17 protein-coding genes are annotated in these 16,903 nt (G+C 54.3%); 15 read left to right on the top strand and 2 right to left on the bottom strand.

The window, feature by feature from the left end; translation table 11 throughout:
* Positions 1-6: 6 nt before the first annotated feature.
* Both D9980_RS07330 and D9980_RS07325 read right to left on the bottom strand, forming a co-directional pair.
* Complete coding sequence (locus D9980_RS07330; RefSeq protein WP_121606896.1) at positions 7-189, bottom strand: OmpA family protein; 183 nt, start codon at positions 187-189, stop codon at positions 7-9.
* The gene (locus D9980_RS07325) at positions 135-1,124 is read right to left on the bottom strand and encodes a hypothetical protein (RefSeq protein ID WP_121606895.1); all 990 of its coding nucleotides are present in this window, start codon (positions 1,122-1,124) and stop codon (positions 135-137) included. The genes D9980_RS07330 and D9980_RS07325 overlap by 55 nt, the downstream gene beginning before the upstream one ends.
* Before the next feature lie 885 nt (positions 1,125-2,009).
* Between D9980_RS07325 and acpS the strand changes: the two genes are divergently transcribed.
* The 15 genes from acpS to D9980_RS07250 all read left to right on the top strand — a co-directional run bounded on the left by acpS (position 2,010) and on the right by D9980_RS07250 (position 16,901).
* Entirely contained in the window at positions 2,010-2,378 is a 369-nt protein-coding gene (gene acpS, locus D9980_RS07320; protein ID WP_121606894.1) for a holo-ACP synthase, read from the top strand.
* A gap of 21 nt (positions 2,379-2,399) precedes the next feature.
* Positions 2,400-3,155 carry an SDR family NAD(P)-dependent oxidoreductase gene (locus tag D9980_RS07315; RefSeq protein WP_024486292.1) on the top strand — a complete coding sequence of 252 codons (756 nt, stop codon included), beginning with the start codon at positions 2,400-2,402 and terminating at the stop codon, positions 3,153-3,155.
* 16 nt (positions 3,156-3,171) lie between these two features.
* Positions 3,172-3,759 (top strand): 3-hydroxyacyl-ACP dehydratase FabZ family protein, encoded by a 588-nt coding sequence (locus tag D9980_RS07310; protein WP_121606893.1) that lies wholly within the window; start codon positions 3,172-3,174, stop codon positions 3,757-3,759.
* A gap of 21 nt (positions 3,760-3,780) precedes the next feature.
* A complete protein-coding gene (locus tag D9980_RS07305; protein ID WP_121606892.1) occupies positions 3,781-4,104 on the top strand; it encodes an acyl carrier protein in 324 nt (107 codons plus the stop codon).
* Positions 4,101-5,297: an aminomethyltransferase family protein gene (locus tag D9980_RS07300; protein ID WP_121606891.1), complete on the top strand. Its 1,197-nt coding sequence runs from the start codon at positions 4,101-4,103 to the stop codon at positions 5,295-5,297. Before D9980_RS07305 ends, D9980_RS07300 begins: the two co-directional genes overlap by 4 nt.
* Positions 5,298-5,389: 92 nt before the next feature.
* Positions 5,390-7,948: a beta-ketoacyl-[acyl-carrier-protein] synthase family protein gene (locus tag D9980_RS07295; RefSeq protein ID WP_121606890.1), complete on the top strand. Its 2,559-nt coding sequence runs from the start codon at positions 5,390-5,392 to the stop codon at positions 7,946-7,948.
* The gene (locus D9980_RS07290; protein WP_121606889.1) at positions 7,945-9,180 is read left to right on the top strand and encodes a beta-ketoacyl synthase N-terminal-like domain-containing protein; all 1,236 of its coding nucleotides are present in this window, start codon (positions 7,945-7,947) and stop codon (positions 9,178-9,180) included. The genes D9980_RS07295 and D9980_RS07290 overlap by 4 nt, the downstream gene beginning before the upstream one ends.
* Positions 9,167-10,246, top strand: coding sequence for a hypothetical protein (locus D9980_RS07285; RefSeq protein ID WP_121606888.1), 1,080 nt, complete (start codon positions 9,167-9,169; stop codon positions 10,244-10,246). Before D9980_RS07290 ends, D9980_RS07285 begins: the two co-directional genes overlap by 14 nt.
* Entirely contained in the window at positions 10,243-10,956 is a 714-nt protein-coding gene (locus D9980_RS07280) for an ABC transporter ATP-binding protein (RefSeq protein WP_121606887.1), read from the top strand. The genes D9980_RS07285 and D9980_RS07280 overlap by 4 nt, the downstream gene beginning before the upstream one ends.
* Complete coding sequence (locus tag D9980_RS07275) at positions 10,937-11,599, top strand: hypothetical protein (RefSeq protein WP_121606886.1); 663 nt, start codon at positions 10,937-10,939, stop codon at positions 11,597-11,599. Before D9980_RS07280 ends, D9980_RS07275 begins: the two co-directional genes overlap by 20 nt.
* Positions 11,596-12,921, top strand: a complete 1,326-nt coding sequence (locus D9980_RS07270) for an FtsX-like permease family protein (RefSeq protein WP_121606885.1) — start codon at positions 11,596-11,598, stop codon at positions 12,919-12,921. Before D9980_RS07275 ends, D9980_RS07270 begins: the two co-directional genes overlap by 4 nt.
* A gap of 21 nt (positions 12,922-12,942) precedes the next feature.
* Positions 12,943-13,695, top strand: coding sequence for an SDR family oxidoreductase (locus D9980_RS07265; protein WP_121606884.1), 753 nt, complete (start codon positions 12,943-12,945; stop codon positions 13,693-13,695).
* Positions 13,696-13,718: 23 nt separating this feature from the next.
* On the top strand, positions 13,719-14,537 hold the full coding sequence (locus D9980_RS07260) for an outer membrane lipoprotein-sorting protein (RefSeq protein ID WP_121606883.1): 819 nt from the start codon (positions 13,719-13,721) through the stop codon (positions 14,535-14,537).
* The gene (locus tag D9980_RS07255) at positions 14,537-15,943 is read left to right on the top strand and encodes a hypothetical protein (RefSeq protein ID WP_121606882.1); all 1,407 of its coding nucleotides are present in this window, start codon (positions 14,537-14,539) and stop codon (positions 15,941-15,943) included. Before D9980_RS07260 ends, D9980_RS07255 begins: the two co-directional genes overlap by 1 nt.
* Positions 15,918-16,901, top strand: coding sequence for an ACP S-malonyltransferase (locus tag D9980_RS07250; RefSeq protein ID WP_121606881.1), 984 nt, complete (start codon positions 15,918-15,920; stop codon positions 16,899-16,901). The genes D9980_RS07255 and D9980_RS07250 overlap by 26 nt, the downstream gene beginning before the upstream one ends.
* Positions 16,902-16,903: the final 2 nt, after the last annotated feature.

Raw genomic sequence — 16,903 nt, 5'->3', positions numbered from 1 at the left:
GGGCAATTACTTCTCAACCACCCGCAGATCGATTCTGCGGTTTTTCGCGCGATTGGCTTCGCTATCGTTAGGCACCAAGGGGTAAGCCGAGCCGTAGCCTTCGGCGCTGATACGGCTTTCCCCAATCCCCATTTTTACCAATGCCATGCGTACCGCATCGGCGCGATCCTGCGATAAACGCCGGTCCATCTGTTCATTGGCCGACTTATCGGTATACCCCCCAGCTGGATCTCCACATCCGGGTAAGCACGCAGAATATCGACGATATTCCTAAGCTGTTCTTGTGACGCAGGGGTTAACTCGGTGCGGTTGGTGTCGAACTGCATGCGATCCAGCGTAAACCAACGTTTTTCGCTAGTGGGGGCGTTGCTCTCAATATAGGTGATCAACAGGTTCTCGACGCTGCGCTGTGACAGCAGGAGCTGCTTGCCATCGGCCAACCGGCGGTAGGTCACATCGCTCTGACCGCTGGCCTGCATGGGTTGTAACACGCTAAAACCGCGCAGTGAGAACAGCAGCGATACCAATAGCAGCGCCAGCATTAGCCACGGCCAGATACGGCGTTTGGGGGGCGCTAGCGATCCGGTGCGGGAAACGGCCGGATCGGCTGGGATAAGAGCAGGTAGCTGGTTGAGCACCGCCGTTGGCTGGGCAGCGACAATCTGCGGCAACTGGCACTCAAGCCAGCCTTTTAACGATGGTGATTGTAGGGAGCGTTGGCGCAGATATTGGCCCAACAGGCCAAATACCACCGCGGAAGCCACGGAAAACAGCCGCTCGGCGACCTGTTTTTCCAGCACATAAAAGCTCACAAACAGCTGGGTGAGGCGCTTCACTTTGTGGCCAAGCACCATCGTCAGCAATGCTGGGCTGAATTTGCCCAGAGCTTCATCCAGAAAGCGCAATTCGAAGGGGGAAGTGCGCTCGACCAACTGGCGAAAACGGAGGGAGTTGTCATTGCGATGCAGGTAATCGCGGGTCTTTTGCAGGATCAAGGCCCCCATACCGTTAAGGCACAGCGCGATCTTTTCTTTAGCCGTTACCAGCTTTTGTTCCAACACCGTCAGCACCTGGGGCGAGATCGCCGCCATCTGCTGGTTAATGACATTTCCCATCTGGTACATCCGAACCTCCATTTCATCTGCGCGTATTCTGCACCGCAGAGTATGGTCAGTTCAACTTATTAAACTACGAAACTATCATGGATAAGTCTGATATTTCAGCCTGATTACGGTGTTTTGCATAGTCTGGCCGATTCTGCTGCTGAATCTGGGCTCTAGCTCTGTCTGGCAGAGTAACAGACTGGCCTGATATGCCGAAGAGATTATTGATTAAAAAATGAGTAGAGAAACGGAAAGGAAGGTGGCGCCTCCCGAAACCCTGGCTTGCCAAAGGTGATGTTCGCTTGAAAGTGGCTCTTTTGGGGACGAAATTTGAATTTCGGCGGTGCATTATTGTTTGAAAACGCTTCCTGTTTAAAAATTATGCGACAACGCAATGCAGGACATGATGCAAAACCTTCCGGCATTTATCGATCACCGAGATAAATCAGAGAGGGTGAAAGTTTAATGGTGGCCACTATTTATAAATAGGGTGAAAGGTAAAAATAATTAAAATTAGGTTATTTCTTGAATTAACCTAAATCAAAATCCGCTGTTATTTTGAATGGTCCTAACCGACGGGATTGTTCTTGCAAAAATAAATTCCGTTTAATTAATAAAAAAATGACATATCCGACCAGCCAAAATGTCGTTATGGGTTTTTATTCTGCATCTTGGCTTAATAATTAGAATAATGTTCTATTTTATTTGTTGATGGTGTTTTTTACTGAGGTTTTATTGATTGTTTTAAACATTTCGCGATAACATTCTCGTTAAGCAATGCAGACAATTCCCTATTGCAATTTTATTGCGTTATAGGTTCCGCCATTATTGTCATATTGTATCTGCGTATTATGTCGCTTTCACACGAAGCTGCTTCAATGGATTTGACGATGGGAGTCAGAAAGGATGAATCTCGGTGTGGACATTATTGAGATTGCACGGGTAAACACCGCGTTAATGCGAAGTGGCGATAGGCTGTCACAACGTTTGTTAACCCCGCTAGAGCAGCAGGCACTGGGGGATTTGGCCGAAAACGTCGAACGACTGGCTGGCTTCTGGGCGGCCAAAGAAGCGGCAGCGAAAGCGCTAGGTACCGGGTTCCGCCTGGGGATCCTATTCCACGACATCGAAATAAGACACGATGAGTTGGGCTGTCCTTATTACTTCTTCAGCGGTGAATTTGCCAGATTGATGCAGGAGAAAAAATTGACCCAGGCCACGCTGAGCATTTCTCATTGTCAGTCACATGCCATTGCCGCAGCAGCATTGGGCTAATTATAAAAGAAGGGAATATCTATGTCTCACTATCCCGATATCGGGGGTAAAAATGTGGTTATCACCGGCGCCAGTGGTGATATTGGCTTGGCCATTTGTGAGAAGTATCTCGAACAGCAGGCTAAGGTTTTCGCTATTTACCATCACGATAATAGCGGTCTGGAAAAATTAAAATCCGCCCATCCGCAGGGTGAAAATCTGCATATCCTGCAGTGCAATGTTGCCGATGTCAGCGAGGTGTCCAGCCTGGCCGATGAGCTTGAGAAACAGGCTCATGAAGTGCATGTATTGATTAATAATGCCGGGATCTACAAAGACAACGTATTTTCCGCGCTGACGTATGAAGAGTTTGATCAGGTTATCAAGGTTAATCTGTATGGCACCTTTACCATGACCAAACGGCTGCTGCCATTATTGCGTCACGCCCGCAATTCAACGGTGGTGAATATATCTTCGATATCCGGCATCACCTCCAGCTTTGGCCAGAGCAATTACAGCGCCGCCAAGGCCGGCATTATTGGCCTTACCCGCACCTTGGCCAGCGAAATGGCCTCGAAGGGGATCCGCGTCAATGCCGTGGCACCGGGGATGATTGAATCCAGAATGGTGAAAAAGGTGCCGCGCCAGATAGTGCGCAACGTAATGTCCGCTATCCCGTTGAAACGTCTTGGTCGTGTCGACGAGATCGCCAACGTGGTGGCTTTCTTAAGTTCAGACGCATCCAGCTATATCGTTGGTCAGACCTTGGTGGCCGATGGCGGCCTGGTGATGCGTTAACCGACAGGAATGTTGTATGGCGAATTATAACAAGAGCTTAGTCCAGCCCAATCTGCTGCTGAAAATGGGGTCCTGGCGTGCACCGATATTTATGGTCGACCGCATCGTGGACTTTTCACCGGGAGAAAGAGGATCGATTACCGTGATTAAGCACGTCACCTTTAATGAATCCTATATTCCGGGGCATTTTCCAGACAATCCGGTAATGCCTGGCGTGATGATCGCCGAGATCTTCGGCCAGTCTAGTGAATACCTGAGTCTGCTGAACGATTTTTGCCAGTTGCATGAACGAGAAACCCAGCAACCTTTGAAGAAATTTGATGAGGTATCACGGGCGCTGCAGACGCCAGAGGGCACGGCACGAGTGATAGGCGAGCGGGCGCGCGTGTTAGGCGTGCTGGCCTCTCAGGACGTCAAGTACAAAAGCATGGTCGCGCCGGGCGACACCATTGAAGTCAATAGCCGCCTGGCGTTCGCCGATATGAACGGGTTCCACCACTACGAAGTGGAGGCGCGGGTTGGCCGGAATGTGGCGTGCGTCGGGCGGATTGTCAATTTTCGCACCGATCGCATTCTGGCTGAAGGCAAAGGTATGTACGTTTAACTAACAGGGAGTAATGCCGCTATGAGTAACATCGCGCTTATTGAAAGGATTGAACAGCGCAAGTCTGTGCTGGAGAAAATCAAAACGGGGCTAATAGAACGCCTGAACCTCTATCAGAAAGTCAGTCAGATTGACGATGACACGCCGCTGTTTGGTAGTGGGTTGAAGCTGGATTCGGTGGATGCCACCGAGGTCGTCGTGTTGCTCGATGAAATCTTCGGCATCCGTGTGACAGAAGGTGACGATCCTTCCTACATGCGTAGCGTCAACACCCTGACTTCGTTTGTTATTGCCAAGCAGGGGGAAACCACCAACGGATCAGCAACAGGAGCGGACAAGGAATGACCAAACTCACTGACATTCATCGGCAGCACGGGGCGGTAATGGGGGAGCGTAACGGCGCTGCCATTCCCCTGAGTTATTTTGCAGCGGAAGAGGAGCACAAGGCGGTACGTCAACACATTCTGCTGTCCGACTACTCCCATTTTGGCATCGCGGCCATCAACGGTGACAGCGCCTGGTCGTTGCTCAACCAGCTGGTTTCCGGCGATGTTTCATCGATCCGGGATGAGCAAGCCATGTACAGCCTGATCCTCGATGACGCAGGCAATATCATTACCGACCTGTATATCGCCTGTGATGACGAACGTTTTCTGTTGCTGTCGGAGTGGGTCAGCGGTGAAACGCTGTGCGAGATGCTGCGTGCCAAGCTGGCAGGCAATGAAGACGAGTTTGAGGATATCGACTCGATTGAATCGCTGACGCCAGAGTGGGGCATGTTGCACTTCGAAGGGCCGTACGCCTGGGAACTGCTTGCTGAAGTTTATGGGATGGATGTGATTGGCCTGCCATACCAGGAACATATGCACGTTGAGGACGATCTGATCCTGCTGCGCAGCGGCAAACACGGCGAGTACTCTTACAAACTGATGGGGCCACAGGATCTGCTGGCCGATGTTTGGACCCAGATGCTGGAGGCTGGTGAAAAGTACGACATGCGTACCGGTGGGCTGAATTACCAGCGGAAAGTGCGCCTGGAAAACCCTTGCTGGGAACCTGGCATGTTCAATGCCTACACCGGCTGCCCGATCGCATTGCAAATGCAGTGGGCAGTGCGTTACGACAAAGACGCTTTCACCGGCCTGGCAAGTTTGAGCGAACGCGTAGAGCAGGGCATCAGCCACCGTATCGTGGGGATCAGCATTGCCGGGAAACCGGACGCCATCCCGCAGCGCGGCGACAAAGTGATGTTTGACGGTAACTGCATCGGTGAAGTGATCGTCTGCGATTACTCGGCAGATCTGCAAGCCTGTCTGGGCCGTTTGTTCCTGACCGATGCCTGGGCTTGGGCAGACATTGATGGCTACCACGTGGTGACGGCTAATGGCCCGGTGGCGGTGACTACGTCGGCGGTGCCTTTCGCCCGTAACTACAGCTTCCTGATTAATCCTTCTGAACACAGTTATGTCGACAGCTCGCGCCCACGCGATTTGTTGCAGCAGCTTGAATGGCAAAAACTGAGGGAAGAGAACGAGTAAACCGAACACCCCCTAAAGCATCACGTTATTTTGCGCCATGGCAGCATGGCGCACTCACATTCGATTTCTGGTTTGCTGACACGGAAGACACTATGACAGTCACGCGTAAACGAGTGGTGATCACCGGTATGGGTCACCTCTCTTCCATTGCCACTAACGTTGCCGAGTTCAAACAGGCACTGCTGAATAAAACCTGTGGGATCAAACCCAGTAAAAAGTACCTGGAATGGTTCGAGGATGCCAACGCCTCCGAGGTATTACAGCCTCTGAGTTGGCCGGATCTCCCTGCTGATATCGTTGCCTCATTGGATAATGCTTCCTTGTGGGCCTATAAGGTTGGCCATGAGGCTTTGCAGCAAGGGCAGTTACCACGCGGAGAACTACGGGATAAAACCGGGCTGATCATCGGCGTTTCCTCTGCCGGTACCGAGCCATTTATGCCGCTGATCGAACGTCAGACGGAGCGCTTCTCGTTGAAGAAGGCCATGGTCTCCGGCAGTTTTTCTTCCTGTAGCGCCATTGTCTCTTCACTGCTGGGGCTGAAAGGGGGCTTTGAACTGGTCGCTACCGCCTGTACGGCCAGTACTAACGCGATGGGGATTGGTTATGACCTGATCCAGAACGGCAAGAATGCCACGGTGCTGGTGATTGGTACCGAGCCTGTCTATCTGCCGACCTTTGCCGGGTTTTACGCGCTCCATGCCATGAAACGTACACCGTCCAGCCCGTTCTCCGGTGCCCCAGGGATGTCGGTTGGCGAAGGTGCTGGCGCTTTGTTGCTGGAGGAATATGAACATGCCGTCGCTCGTGGCGCGACGATCTATGGCGAGATGGTCTCTTACGCCACCTCTTGCGATGCCTATCACGAGACTGCCCCAGACCCACGGGCCGAAGGGGCGGTACAGGTGATGCGCCATGCGATGCAGAACGCAGAGATTGGGCCGCAGGATATTGATTATATCAACGCCCACGGTACCGGCACGGACGCTAACGATCGCTGCGAAACGCTGGCCATGAAGAAGGTCTTCCCGAATATCATGGCTATCCCGGTGAGTTCAACCAAGGCTTATGTGGGGCACAATATCGGCGCCGCCGGGATCATCGAGCTGACCGCCTGCTTCCTGACCTTGCCGGAAAACAAGATCCTGCCAACGCTCAACTTCACTACGCCGCGCGCAAACTGCGATCTCAACTACGTGCCCAACGAGTTCCAGGAAGCCGAAGTCAAGATGTTCATGAAGAACAACTATGCCTTTGGCGGTAACAACTGCTGTGTGATTGCCAGCGTCAAGCCTGAGCAAAGTCCGGTAACGCATTACCAACCCAAACGCGTCGCGATCACCGGCATGGGGGCGGTCAGCTCGGTGGGCCACACCTTGCAAAGCATGCTGGAAACAATGTGGGCGCAGAAGCCACTGACACAACTGTTCTCACCGGCGGTCGATGACGATACCCGTCAGGGATTTCGTCAATTACTCAATGTCATGCTGAAAAACCAGGGTGTGGCTAACTACATGAGTAACCGCTTCGGCGCACAGGATGTGGAATATGAGCTGAACAAACCGGGCGGGGTGCATCAGGTGCAAGGGTTGGATGCCCGTAAGACACTACGCCGCTTTGATCCGCGTAAAGCCAATACCATCAGTACCTTTGCCTTACTGGCTCTTACCCAAGCCATGAATGACGCCGGGCGTAAGATCAAACGGGACGGCCAGACGATCGGCATGATCCTTGGCATGTCCAAAGGGCCGCATTCGACGGTGGATCGTTACCTGCAAAGCCTGTTCCCAGACCCTACCAAAGTGCGGACCTCCGAATTTCCAGGTGCGCTGATGAATGCCATTTCGACCTTCTGTTCCATTTCCGAAGGGATCAAAGGCTATAACACCTCGCTGGCCACAGGTATCAATGCCGGATTGGGCGCATTGACTTACGGCTACGAGTTGGTCCGCCAGGATCTGCAACCGCAGATGATTGTAGGGGGGGCGGATGAAAATATGAACACCTTCGTTATCTGCCTGCAGGCGCTGAATAGCGATCTGCTACTGACTCGCGACCCGGCTGATTTCCAGATCTACAGCAAGGACGCCAAAGGCTATATCCCAGGTGAAGGTGCGGGCATGCTGCTGATTGAAGATTTACAGCATGCGCAGGATCGTGGCGCCCACATTCACGCCGAGATTGTCGGCTATGGCAAATCCAGCGATGGCTGCTACTTCGCCAAGGATGATATGCCAGCCCGGATCGAGTCCATGGCGGTGGCCATTCGTCAGGCATTGCACGAAGCCGACATGGAGCCGGAAGAGGTGGATCTGATCTGTGGCACCAGTGATGGTACTGCCGCCCGTGATGCCGTTGAGATTGGGGCGATCCGTAGCGCGTTCGGTGAGGCTCGCCGTAACCTGCCGTTTGTTAACTACAACGCCTGGTTTGGTCTGGTGGAGTCCTGCGTCGGTATCCTCAATATCGCGGTGGTCACGGAGATTATGAAGCGGGGTGAAATCCTGCCGATCCCTTACACCGAAAACTTCTGTGCGGAGGATATCGCCTTTGTCACCCAACCCCTGAAGAAAACCGTCCGTAACGCTCTGGTGCTCGGCGCAACGGAAGGCGGCAATCACTATGCCGTGGTGCTGAGGAGTATGGCGTGATTCAGAATGTCGTCCTGAGTGGTTGGGGCGTCACCAGTGCTTATGCGCCGGATTTTCCGGCGCTGATCAAGGGCCTGAGCGAAAACAGGTTAGCCAGCACACAGCCCTGGTTCGCCACCGAAAGCGAATGGCAGGATCTGCGTTTGAGTTGTAATCCGCACCATGTTGCTGACCCTCAGCCGGCCGGTACGACGTTTACCCGCCTGCAGCCGGTTATCAATCAGGCGCTTGCCGGAGCTGGGATGACAACGGATCAATTGCAGGGAAAGCGGGTTCGGGTTTATCTGGTAGGCCATGGTGAACGGCCCGACATTGCTGATTTTATGGGGTATCAGGAGCGTAACGACCAGGAAGAGCTGCGGTTATTTCCAAAAATCAAACGGCTGCATGCCAAGAGTTACGGTCAGGATCGGCTGGCGCGACAGCTGACGCAGAACTATCAGCTCAGTTGGCCACCGGTTTCACTTTATTGCGCCAGCAACTCTTCTTTAGCGGCGGTCCATTTGGCCCACTCGGCCATTGCTGCCAATGAGGTTGATTTGGTGCTGGTCGTTGGCTGGTTTGAAACGCTGACGCAGGACATTGTCTTCCTGGGTGGTCAGGACATGCTGGGGGAAGAGGGGGCACAACCGTTTAGCAGCCATAACAGCTGCATTCTACCCACCAACGGTGTCGTGGCGATGATCGTTGAAAGCGAGCAACACGCTCGTCAGCGCAACTTTACTTCGCCTGTCAATTTGCGCAGCTCAGTGTTTTGCCAGAGCAGCGGTGCCAGGGGGAGCAGTTCCTTCACGGCGGATTTTCGCACCATCGCCCAGACGTTTGAGCGGGCACTGCTGGAAGCCGGGCTCACCGCGCAAGATATCGCCTGCGTTTTCCCTCATGCCAATGGGGTGATAGCCAGCGACAAGGCAGAAGCCATGGCGCTGCAAAAAGTCTGGGGGAAATGCGGGGTTCCGGTGGTCAGTTACAAGGGGCAGGTCGGTTACATGGAGAGCTGCTGTGGTTTGCTGGATCTGATGCTGGCGGCGGATGCGCTACAACAACGTCGTCTGCTGGCGCTGACCACGCGTTACCCGATTAACGACAGTCTGCAAATTCATGTTCATGCCGATAGCCCGCCGTTGGCACTGGAACGGCAGCACATCCTCAAGTCTGGCATCGGGCTCGATGGTTCGGCTATCGCCATGGTGATCTCCGCTAACAGTGAGGATGTAGATGAACACGGCTAAACAAGTGATACCGGCGGCAGCCATCAATCTGGTGGGGTTTTCCCTGCTGGAACCCTGCACGCCGATGCAACGGTTTTTTCCTAGCTGGTACAACGTGTGGGAAGCCTGGTTGCATAAAAAAGCCAATGCCAATGCGGGCAGCGACCAGTGGTTGTTCCGTCGTTTCGGCATTGACAGTGAAATACTGCCTGAAGAGGCGCTGCGTAAGGCCAATTATCGTGGCTGGTTGAACGATATGAGTGCGGCCTGTGCTCAGGCGGTGGCTCAGTTGGGGAGTAAGGGGGAGTTTCGCCTGCGCAATGAGCGTAATGCGTTGATTTATTGTGATTCCTGGGGAGAAGCATCGGTATTTGAAGGGGTCAACAGCTGGCGAGACTCGTTGAGCGTCGATATTCTGCCCAAAGGTATCGTGCGGGATTACGGCATCAAGGATTTCACCTGCAAATTGCGCGGTGAGCGTACCGGCTTGGTGAGTGCGTTGCGGATGGCGCAGGACTGCCTGAACAGTAATATGGCCGATAACGTCATCATCTGCGGCCAATTCCGTAGCTTCCCAGTGTTGGTTTTCTCTGAGGCCGAACACTTTCCTTCATCCAGAGAACTGGGGCCGATCCCCGCCAACAGTCAGTTCAGCGTTGAGCGTGTCGGTTGCCTGATCCTCAAAAAGCAACCAGGCCAGGGCGTTGCTCTGCATTTGAGTGATTATCAAGCCTTGTCGGGTTCTACCCAGCGGCGCGCGCTGCAGATGGTAGACCACTGTAAGCGGTATCTGGCTACGGATACCCAGGCCGTGTTGGGCGTAACACCACCGGCACTGTCATTTCGTGCCGTACAGCGGCAAGCGTTTGAACAGTTGCCTGCCGGTCTGGCTTGCGTCTCGCTCAGTGAACTCTATGGCGACAGCGGCTGCATGAATCCGGCGTTGGCCTGGCAGTATCTACTGCAAAGCAATATCACCGGGCACAGCTTGTTGAGTGTGCTCGACGGTGAGGGAGGAGCCTGGTTGCTGGAGAACTGGGTACCGCAAGCCTGTCACTTACCGTCAAATCATCGGGGAACATCATGACCACCCTACATATTGCACAACCTCTGCCTGTGGTGTCGATGCAACAGGCAGGCAAACGCTTTGGTAAAGGGCCGGGTGCCATTGTGGCACTGGGTTCGATTACCACCGAAATCCATGACGGCGAATTTATCGCGTTATGTGGGCCATCCGGCAGTGGTAAAAGCACGCTGCTCAATCTGATGGGCGGTATCGATTATCCCACCAGTGGCCATGTCTATTTGCTGGGTAACGACCTTTCCACGCTCAGTGACCAACAAACCGCTCGCCTGCGTGCTGATGCCATCGGCTTCGTATTCCAGTTCTTTAACCTGCTGCCGGTACTGAGCGTGTTCGATAACGTTTATTACCCACTGATGCTTAACGGCTTCAGCCGCCGCGTGGCGAAGGACCAGGTGATGGACATGATCGAAAAAGTGGGGTTGGCGGCGCACTACAAACGCACGCCCGGCGAGCTTTCCGGCGGGCAGCAGCAGCGCGTGGCGATCGCCCGTGCGCTGGTGAAACGCCCACGTTTGATCGTTGCCGATGAACCCACCGGCAATCTGGATACCCGTACCGGGCAGGAGATCGTCGATCTGCTGCTTACCATGAATCAGGAACTGAAAACCACGTTTGTTATTTCCACCCATTCATTGACGCTGCGCGATCGGGCCAAACGGGTGTTGGAAATCAGGGATGGGGAGTTGGAAAATGATTTTGTTATCGCTTAAGCGTTACGCTGTCACTTTATTGGTGTTGGTCAGTGGGCTGTCGCAGGCCACTGGTTTGCAGGAAACGCAGGATAACCCCAGCTTACAGGCGATCCTGGCGGTTAATTCCCAAGCGCCAATGAGTACGTTGACCCGTGCGGCCAGCCAATTGCAAGCTTTGTATCAACAGCACCCGGATCGCCACATTGCCAAAATGTTTTATGGCTACGCACAACTGTTTATGGCCACGGATTTTCTGGCCAAGAAGAATTATATGCGTGCGGCAGAAACCTCAAAACTGGGTTTTTTCTACATAGATGAAGCGGCGGAAAGCGAAGGGAGCGACTGGCAGATGCGCTTTCTGCGTGTGCGGATGGATGCTTTTGTTCCAGCTACCCATGGCCGTTGCGTCGTGGCATTGAAAGACCTGGACTATTTGCAGCAGAACCCGGCGATGCCCGCTGATTTAAAACCGATGATCACGCTGATGTCCGCGCATGCGCTGGCCAGTTGCCAACGTGTGGCCGATGCCAAGGCGGCCTGGGCGGCGTTGGCACTGCAGGGCGCAGAGGGGAAACGTCTGTCCGAGCAAAGTACGGCACCTGAATGGACGCCTGCTGAACTCAAAGTCATCATCCAGCCGCTGACGGAGGTGCCGCTATGATGAATATCCTGTTCTGGGTTGCCAACATAATTATCATTTACGCCTTGTTGGTGGTGATCGTGACGGCGATCCGTAAACCTACCGATATCCGTTACACCTTCCTCAATCTGTTTCGCCAGCGCCGTCGTTCCGGGGTGACGCTACTGGCGATCACCCTGGGAGGAGTGGCGGTGTTTATCTTTGGCGGGTTTGTCGATTACTCGTTCTGGGCGCTGCGTGAACAAACTATCCGTACCAACCTGGGGCATATTCAACTTTATCAGCAAGGTTACCTCAGCAGCGGGGCCAACAATTCGCTGCAGTACACCATCGATAATTACGATGAGGTGAAACAGCTCCTGCAGGCCGATCCGGTGATTGCCCCGAAGATCGCCACCATTACCGGGCAACTGGCGTTTACCGGCATCATTTCCCAGTATGACAAGGGGGCTTCCACCTTCTTTACCGGCGTGGGGATCGAACCTCTAACCTCGTTGGTACTGGGCTCGCTGGATAAAATCATTTCTGGTAGCGACCTGTCGCGGGTTGAGCAGCAGGACATCACCATGGGTTCAGGTATCGCCAATGCCTTGTCGGCGGGCTATGGCGACTGGGTCGACATGTTGGTGGTCAACCCGCAAGGTGGGCAAAACGCCATGTCTTCTCAGGTGCGCGGCGTCTTCCAGTCCGGCATCAAAGAATACGACGATACGGCGATCAAGATGCCGCTGCAAACGGCCCAGCGTCTGTTGCAGACCCAGGATGTCAGTAAAATCATCATCATGCTGCAGGACACCAACCAAACCGAAAAAGTGTTAGCGCGGATCAACCAGCTTATTGACCAGCATCAGCTCAAGCTGGAAGCGCGCTCATGGGATGAGTTGGCCATTTTCTATCATCAGGTGGTGAACCTGTTTGAAGGGATCTTCCTGTTTATCAAATCCATCGTCAGCGTCATCGTGGTGTTCATGATTGGCAACACGTTGATGATGAACGTCATTGAGCGTACCCGCGAAATCGCTACGCTGCGCGCACTCGGTCTTAACCAAGCCTATATTGGCCGCTTGTTTGTGTTGGAAGGGATCATCATTGGCATTATTGGCTCGGCGCTGAGCGTCAGCTTCGGCATTCTTATCGCTGCACTGATCAATATCAACGGCATACCGATGCCGCCTTCGCCTGGTTATACCCAGGGCTATCTGGCCTTTGTGCTGTGGGATCAGGGCTTCAATCTGTTCTGGTTCTCCTGCGCGTTGCCGCTGGTGACGGCATTGATAGCGTCCATTATCCCGGCACGCCGGGCATCGAAACTGGTTATAGCGCAAGCGTTCCGCTTTGTTTAACCCCTCAGGGAGAGAAGAGACATGTCAAAGGGACAAACCGTACTCATTACCGGCGCAGGCCGTGGCATTGGTATGGCGATCGCCGAAAAACTGGCGCAAGAGGGCTATGACCTGATCCTCAACTACCGCAAGGATCAGGGGAAAAGTGCGGCCAATCTGCAACGCTTTGTCGCAGCAGAAACCCGCGTGAAGGTGACTTTGGCCAAAGCGGATATCGCCGAACCGCGCGATATCAGTGAAATGATGAAAAAGCTCAGACAGCAGGGGATCGAACGTATCGATCATCTGGTGCTGAATGCCGCCGCTGCGCCGTTCAAAGCCTTTATGGACATGACGCGCAGCGACTGGAAGCTGTTGCTCAATACCAACCTGATCGGCAACACCGCCTGCGTACAGGAAGTGGTACCGATGATGCCCCAGGGCAGTACTATCTGCGTGATTTCCAGTCTAGGCAGCCAGCGCGTATTGGAGAAATACCCGCTCGGCATCGCTAAATCGGCACTGGAAAATCTGGTGAGCTACCTGGAGGTGGAACTGTATGACCGCAATATCCGGGTCAACGGCATCTGCGCCGGGGTGGTGAATACCGATATGCTGCCGTATCTGGACGAGCTGTGGTCAGCAATGTTCGAACGTTGGAATAACGCACCGCGCCGCTGGAAGGTGGAGCCGGAAGAAGTGGCCAACATTACCGCGTTTCTGGTCTCTGAGCAGTCGAGCGCCATACGTGGCTCCACCCTTATTGCCGATCTTGGCATGATGCTGGATATATAGCCCCATAAACAAGGACCGTTCCCATGAAATATCAATTAGCTGGATGCCTGGTGTTACTGGGCATGTCGGGTGTGGCTCAGGCGGCAGATCTGTTGGATCGTCATCAACTGAATAGCCTGACCCAGGAAGATCAGCAGGCCCGTGAGATTATCCGTCGTGCCGATCGCGTGAGGGCACCCGATCGGCCTTTCCGCTATACGCTGACACTGCTGGAACATAAGGGAGGGCGTGATGTCACGGAAAACCAGCAGGTGCTGGATATTTCCATGCGCTTCTATAAACCCTCGGAGCAGGTAGAGAAAGGGGATGCGCGTGCATTGGTGCGCTTTATCTCCCCGATACGCGACAAAGGCAAAGCCTTACTCTCCGATCTGGACAAAATGTGGTATTACGCTCCAGACCTGCGGCGCCCGATCCCCATATCCCGCCAGCAACGTCTGGTGGGGCAGATTTCCAACGGTGACGTGGTTGCCGCAGACTTTGATTACTCCTATATCTCCCGGCTGGTGGGTGAAGAGGCCTGTGGCCAGACGATCTGCTACAAACTTTCGTTACAGCGCCGTTGGCCCTATGTCACTTATCCAGCGATCAGTTACTGGGTGGAAAAAGACACCGGTTTCCCTAGCCGGGCCGACTTCCTTTCCGCCGACGGTGTGCCGATCAAGCGCTCGTACTATCGCGATTATCAACAGGTGTTAGGTCAGATGCGGCCCACCACCATCGTGGTGGAAGACGCGCTGCGCAAGGATAACTACACCACCATGCGTTACAGCGACATCCGGTTGGAATCGTTGCCGGAAAGTAACTTCCAGAAAGAGTATCTGCTGAGGTTGAACGGTTGATGGCGAGCAGGCGATCCCCGATTAGCGGGGTTCTGCTGCTGGTGGGCGCCTATAGTAGCAGCAGCTGGGCGGTTGACTGTCTTATCCAACGCGGTTACGCGGGTATGGAGGGGATATCGTCCCATACCTCGGACTCATTATGGCAGTTTGACGACCCGGCATTTCGTAACAACGCTATTGCCAATCTGTACCTTTCCGGCGTGGCCCGCTGTACGTTGACCGAGACCCTTAGCGTCAAGGCGCAGGCCAGTGGTGAGTATGCTCTCCAGGCACGTCAGCCGGGAGCCCTGGAAGATCAGCGTCGCCAGGGGCTGGGCATACTCAACGAAGCCACTGCCAGTTGGGCGGTCAGCGACAGTGGGTATATTGATGCCGGTAAGGTACGTAAAACCAGTGGTTATCTGTTCTCGGTTGCGCCGCTCGACCTGCTGCGCAATATCAGCGGCAGTATGCGTAGCGTACGGGTATTTGGCTTGGGGGAGCGCGGGCGCAATTTCTATGATGAAGGGGCGTATGGCATCAGCAGCTCATGGTACCGCAACGAAGGGACCTTCACGTTAGCGGCCTTTCCGCGCCTCAAGCGCAACCACCAGCGTCAGGAAGCCGCCTCGGAATGGGACGCGATCCTGCGCACCAACAGTACCGACAGATACTATGCCAGTTATACCGCGACAGGTCTGAAGGCCTTCAACCCGACTTTTTCGCTACTGGCTGGCGATCGGAAAACCGTGGCGCTAGGCACTAGTGGCAACCTGACGGATATGCTGATCCTCAGCGTTGAGGGGTCGATTTCCCATGGGCAGACCTGGCGTCACCTGGACATGGCTTCCGCACGTGCCATGCGCCAACTTGCCAATGTGCAGGAGCCGTACAAGGTGCGCGCCAATGGTGCGCAAGCGGATATCGGTGTTGGCCTGCGTTACACCACTGGCGATCAAAGTGAATACGGCGCGGAATATTATGGTCAGAGCCAGGGCTACAGCCGCAGTGAGTGGCAGGAAAACGTCGACACCATTCGCTTCGTCAATGGGGGTTACGGTCAGTCATTGCCACCGCTACCGCCATCGTTCATGGCGGATATCCGTAACGGCTATCAGCAGTACTCCCGCATGATGGCGGCAGAAACCGATAACGTCGGGCGGGGCGGCGACCTGCTCGGCAAACACTACCTCACCCTCTATACGCGTACCAATAAAGAGCAGGTCGGCAGTATCGATTGGTCGGTCTCCGGCATGGTCAACCTGGTGGATGGCAGCAACGTGCTGAATCTGCACCTGAGCACGCCGCTCAAAAACGACATTGAGGCTTATAGCGGCGTTGCCGCCAGCTTCGGCAGTAAAGAGAGTGAGTTTGGCACCTTCGGAGAAAAAGGAAATATCTATGCAGGTATGCGAATCAATTGGTAATACACCGGCCGCAACTAACGTCGCGGACGGTTGGATGATGATTTTCCCAGGACAAGGATCCCCGGCGATCGGCATGGGCAGCGATGTTTGTGATGTTTCACCGGGCACCAAGGCGGTGTGGGAGTGTGCCAGCGATGTTTCCGGGCTGGATGTCCGCAAGCTTTGCCAGAAAGGGCCGATGACACGCCTGACCAAAACCCTTTATCAGCAGTTGGCCGTCACCACCGTTAACGCCGCCATGCTGACGTTGTTACGCGAACGGACCCCCGTGTTGGAAACCGGTTACGCCGGGCATAGCGCAGGTGAATATAGCGCGCTATATGCCGCCGGGGTGATGGATCTGGAGACGTTGTTCCGCGCGATCACGCTACGTGCGACCATCATGCAAAACCTGGCCGAACAGCGCAAAGGGGCGATGTATGTGGTCAAGCCCTACGGTCATGATGCGCTGCGCGAGCAAATCGACAATCTTGGGCTGGGAACCGTACTCAACGTGTGCTGTGACAACGGGCACCAACAGCAAGTGGTAGGAGGGGAACTGACCGCGGTTAAAACCCTGGTTAATCATCTGGCGCGCCACGGGGTAAATACCATCAAGTTGGGCGTCAATGGCGCCTGGCATACGCCGTTGATGCAGGATGGGGTGGCACAGATGCGCCAGGCATTAGCCGACCTGCCATTCTCTTCGCCGGTTTGCCCGCTGATCATGAACAGCAGTGGCAAGGCGGAATATAGCGTGGCGCAGATCAAAGAAAATCTGGCATTACACCTTATCCATACCGTGCGCTGGCGTGAAAGTATGGATCGGTGGGCCCAGATGGGACATCGCCGCTACCTGGAGATCAGCAACAAGAAAATCCTCAGCCACCTGTTGGCGGAGCACTACGGGGCTGACGAGGATTACCATATCCAACACTATTACCATCTCGTTGGCAGCAGTGTTAAGCATGCGGGATAAGG

The organism is Serratia sp. 3ACOL1, from assembly GCF_003668775.1.
Taxonomy (GTDB): Bacteria; Pseudomonadota; Gammaproteobacteria; order Enterobacterales; family Enterobacteriaceae; genus Chania; species Chania fonticola.
The sequence above is the reverse complement of the archived record's forward strand: the minus strand, read 5'-3'. Positions and strand labels throughout refer to the sequence as shown.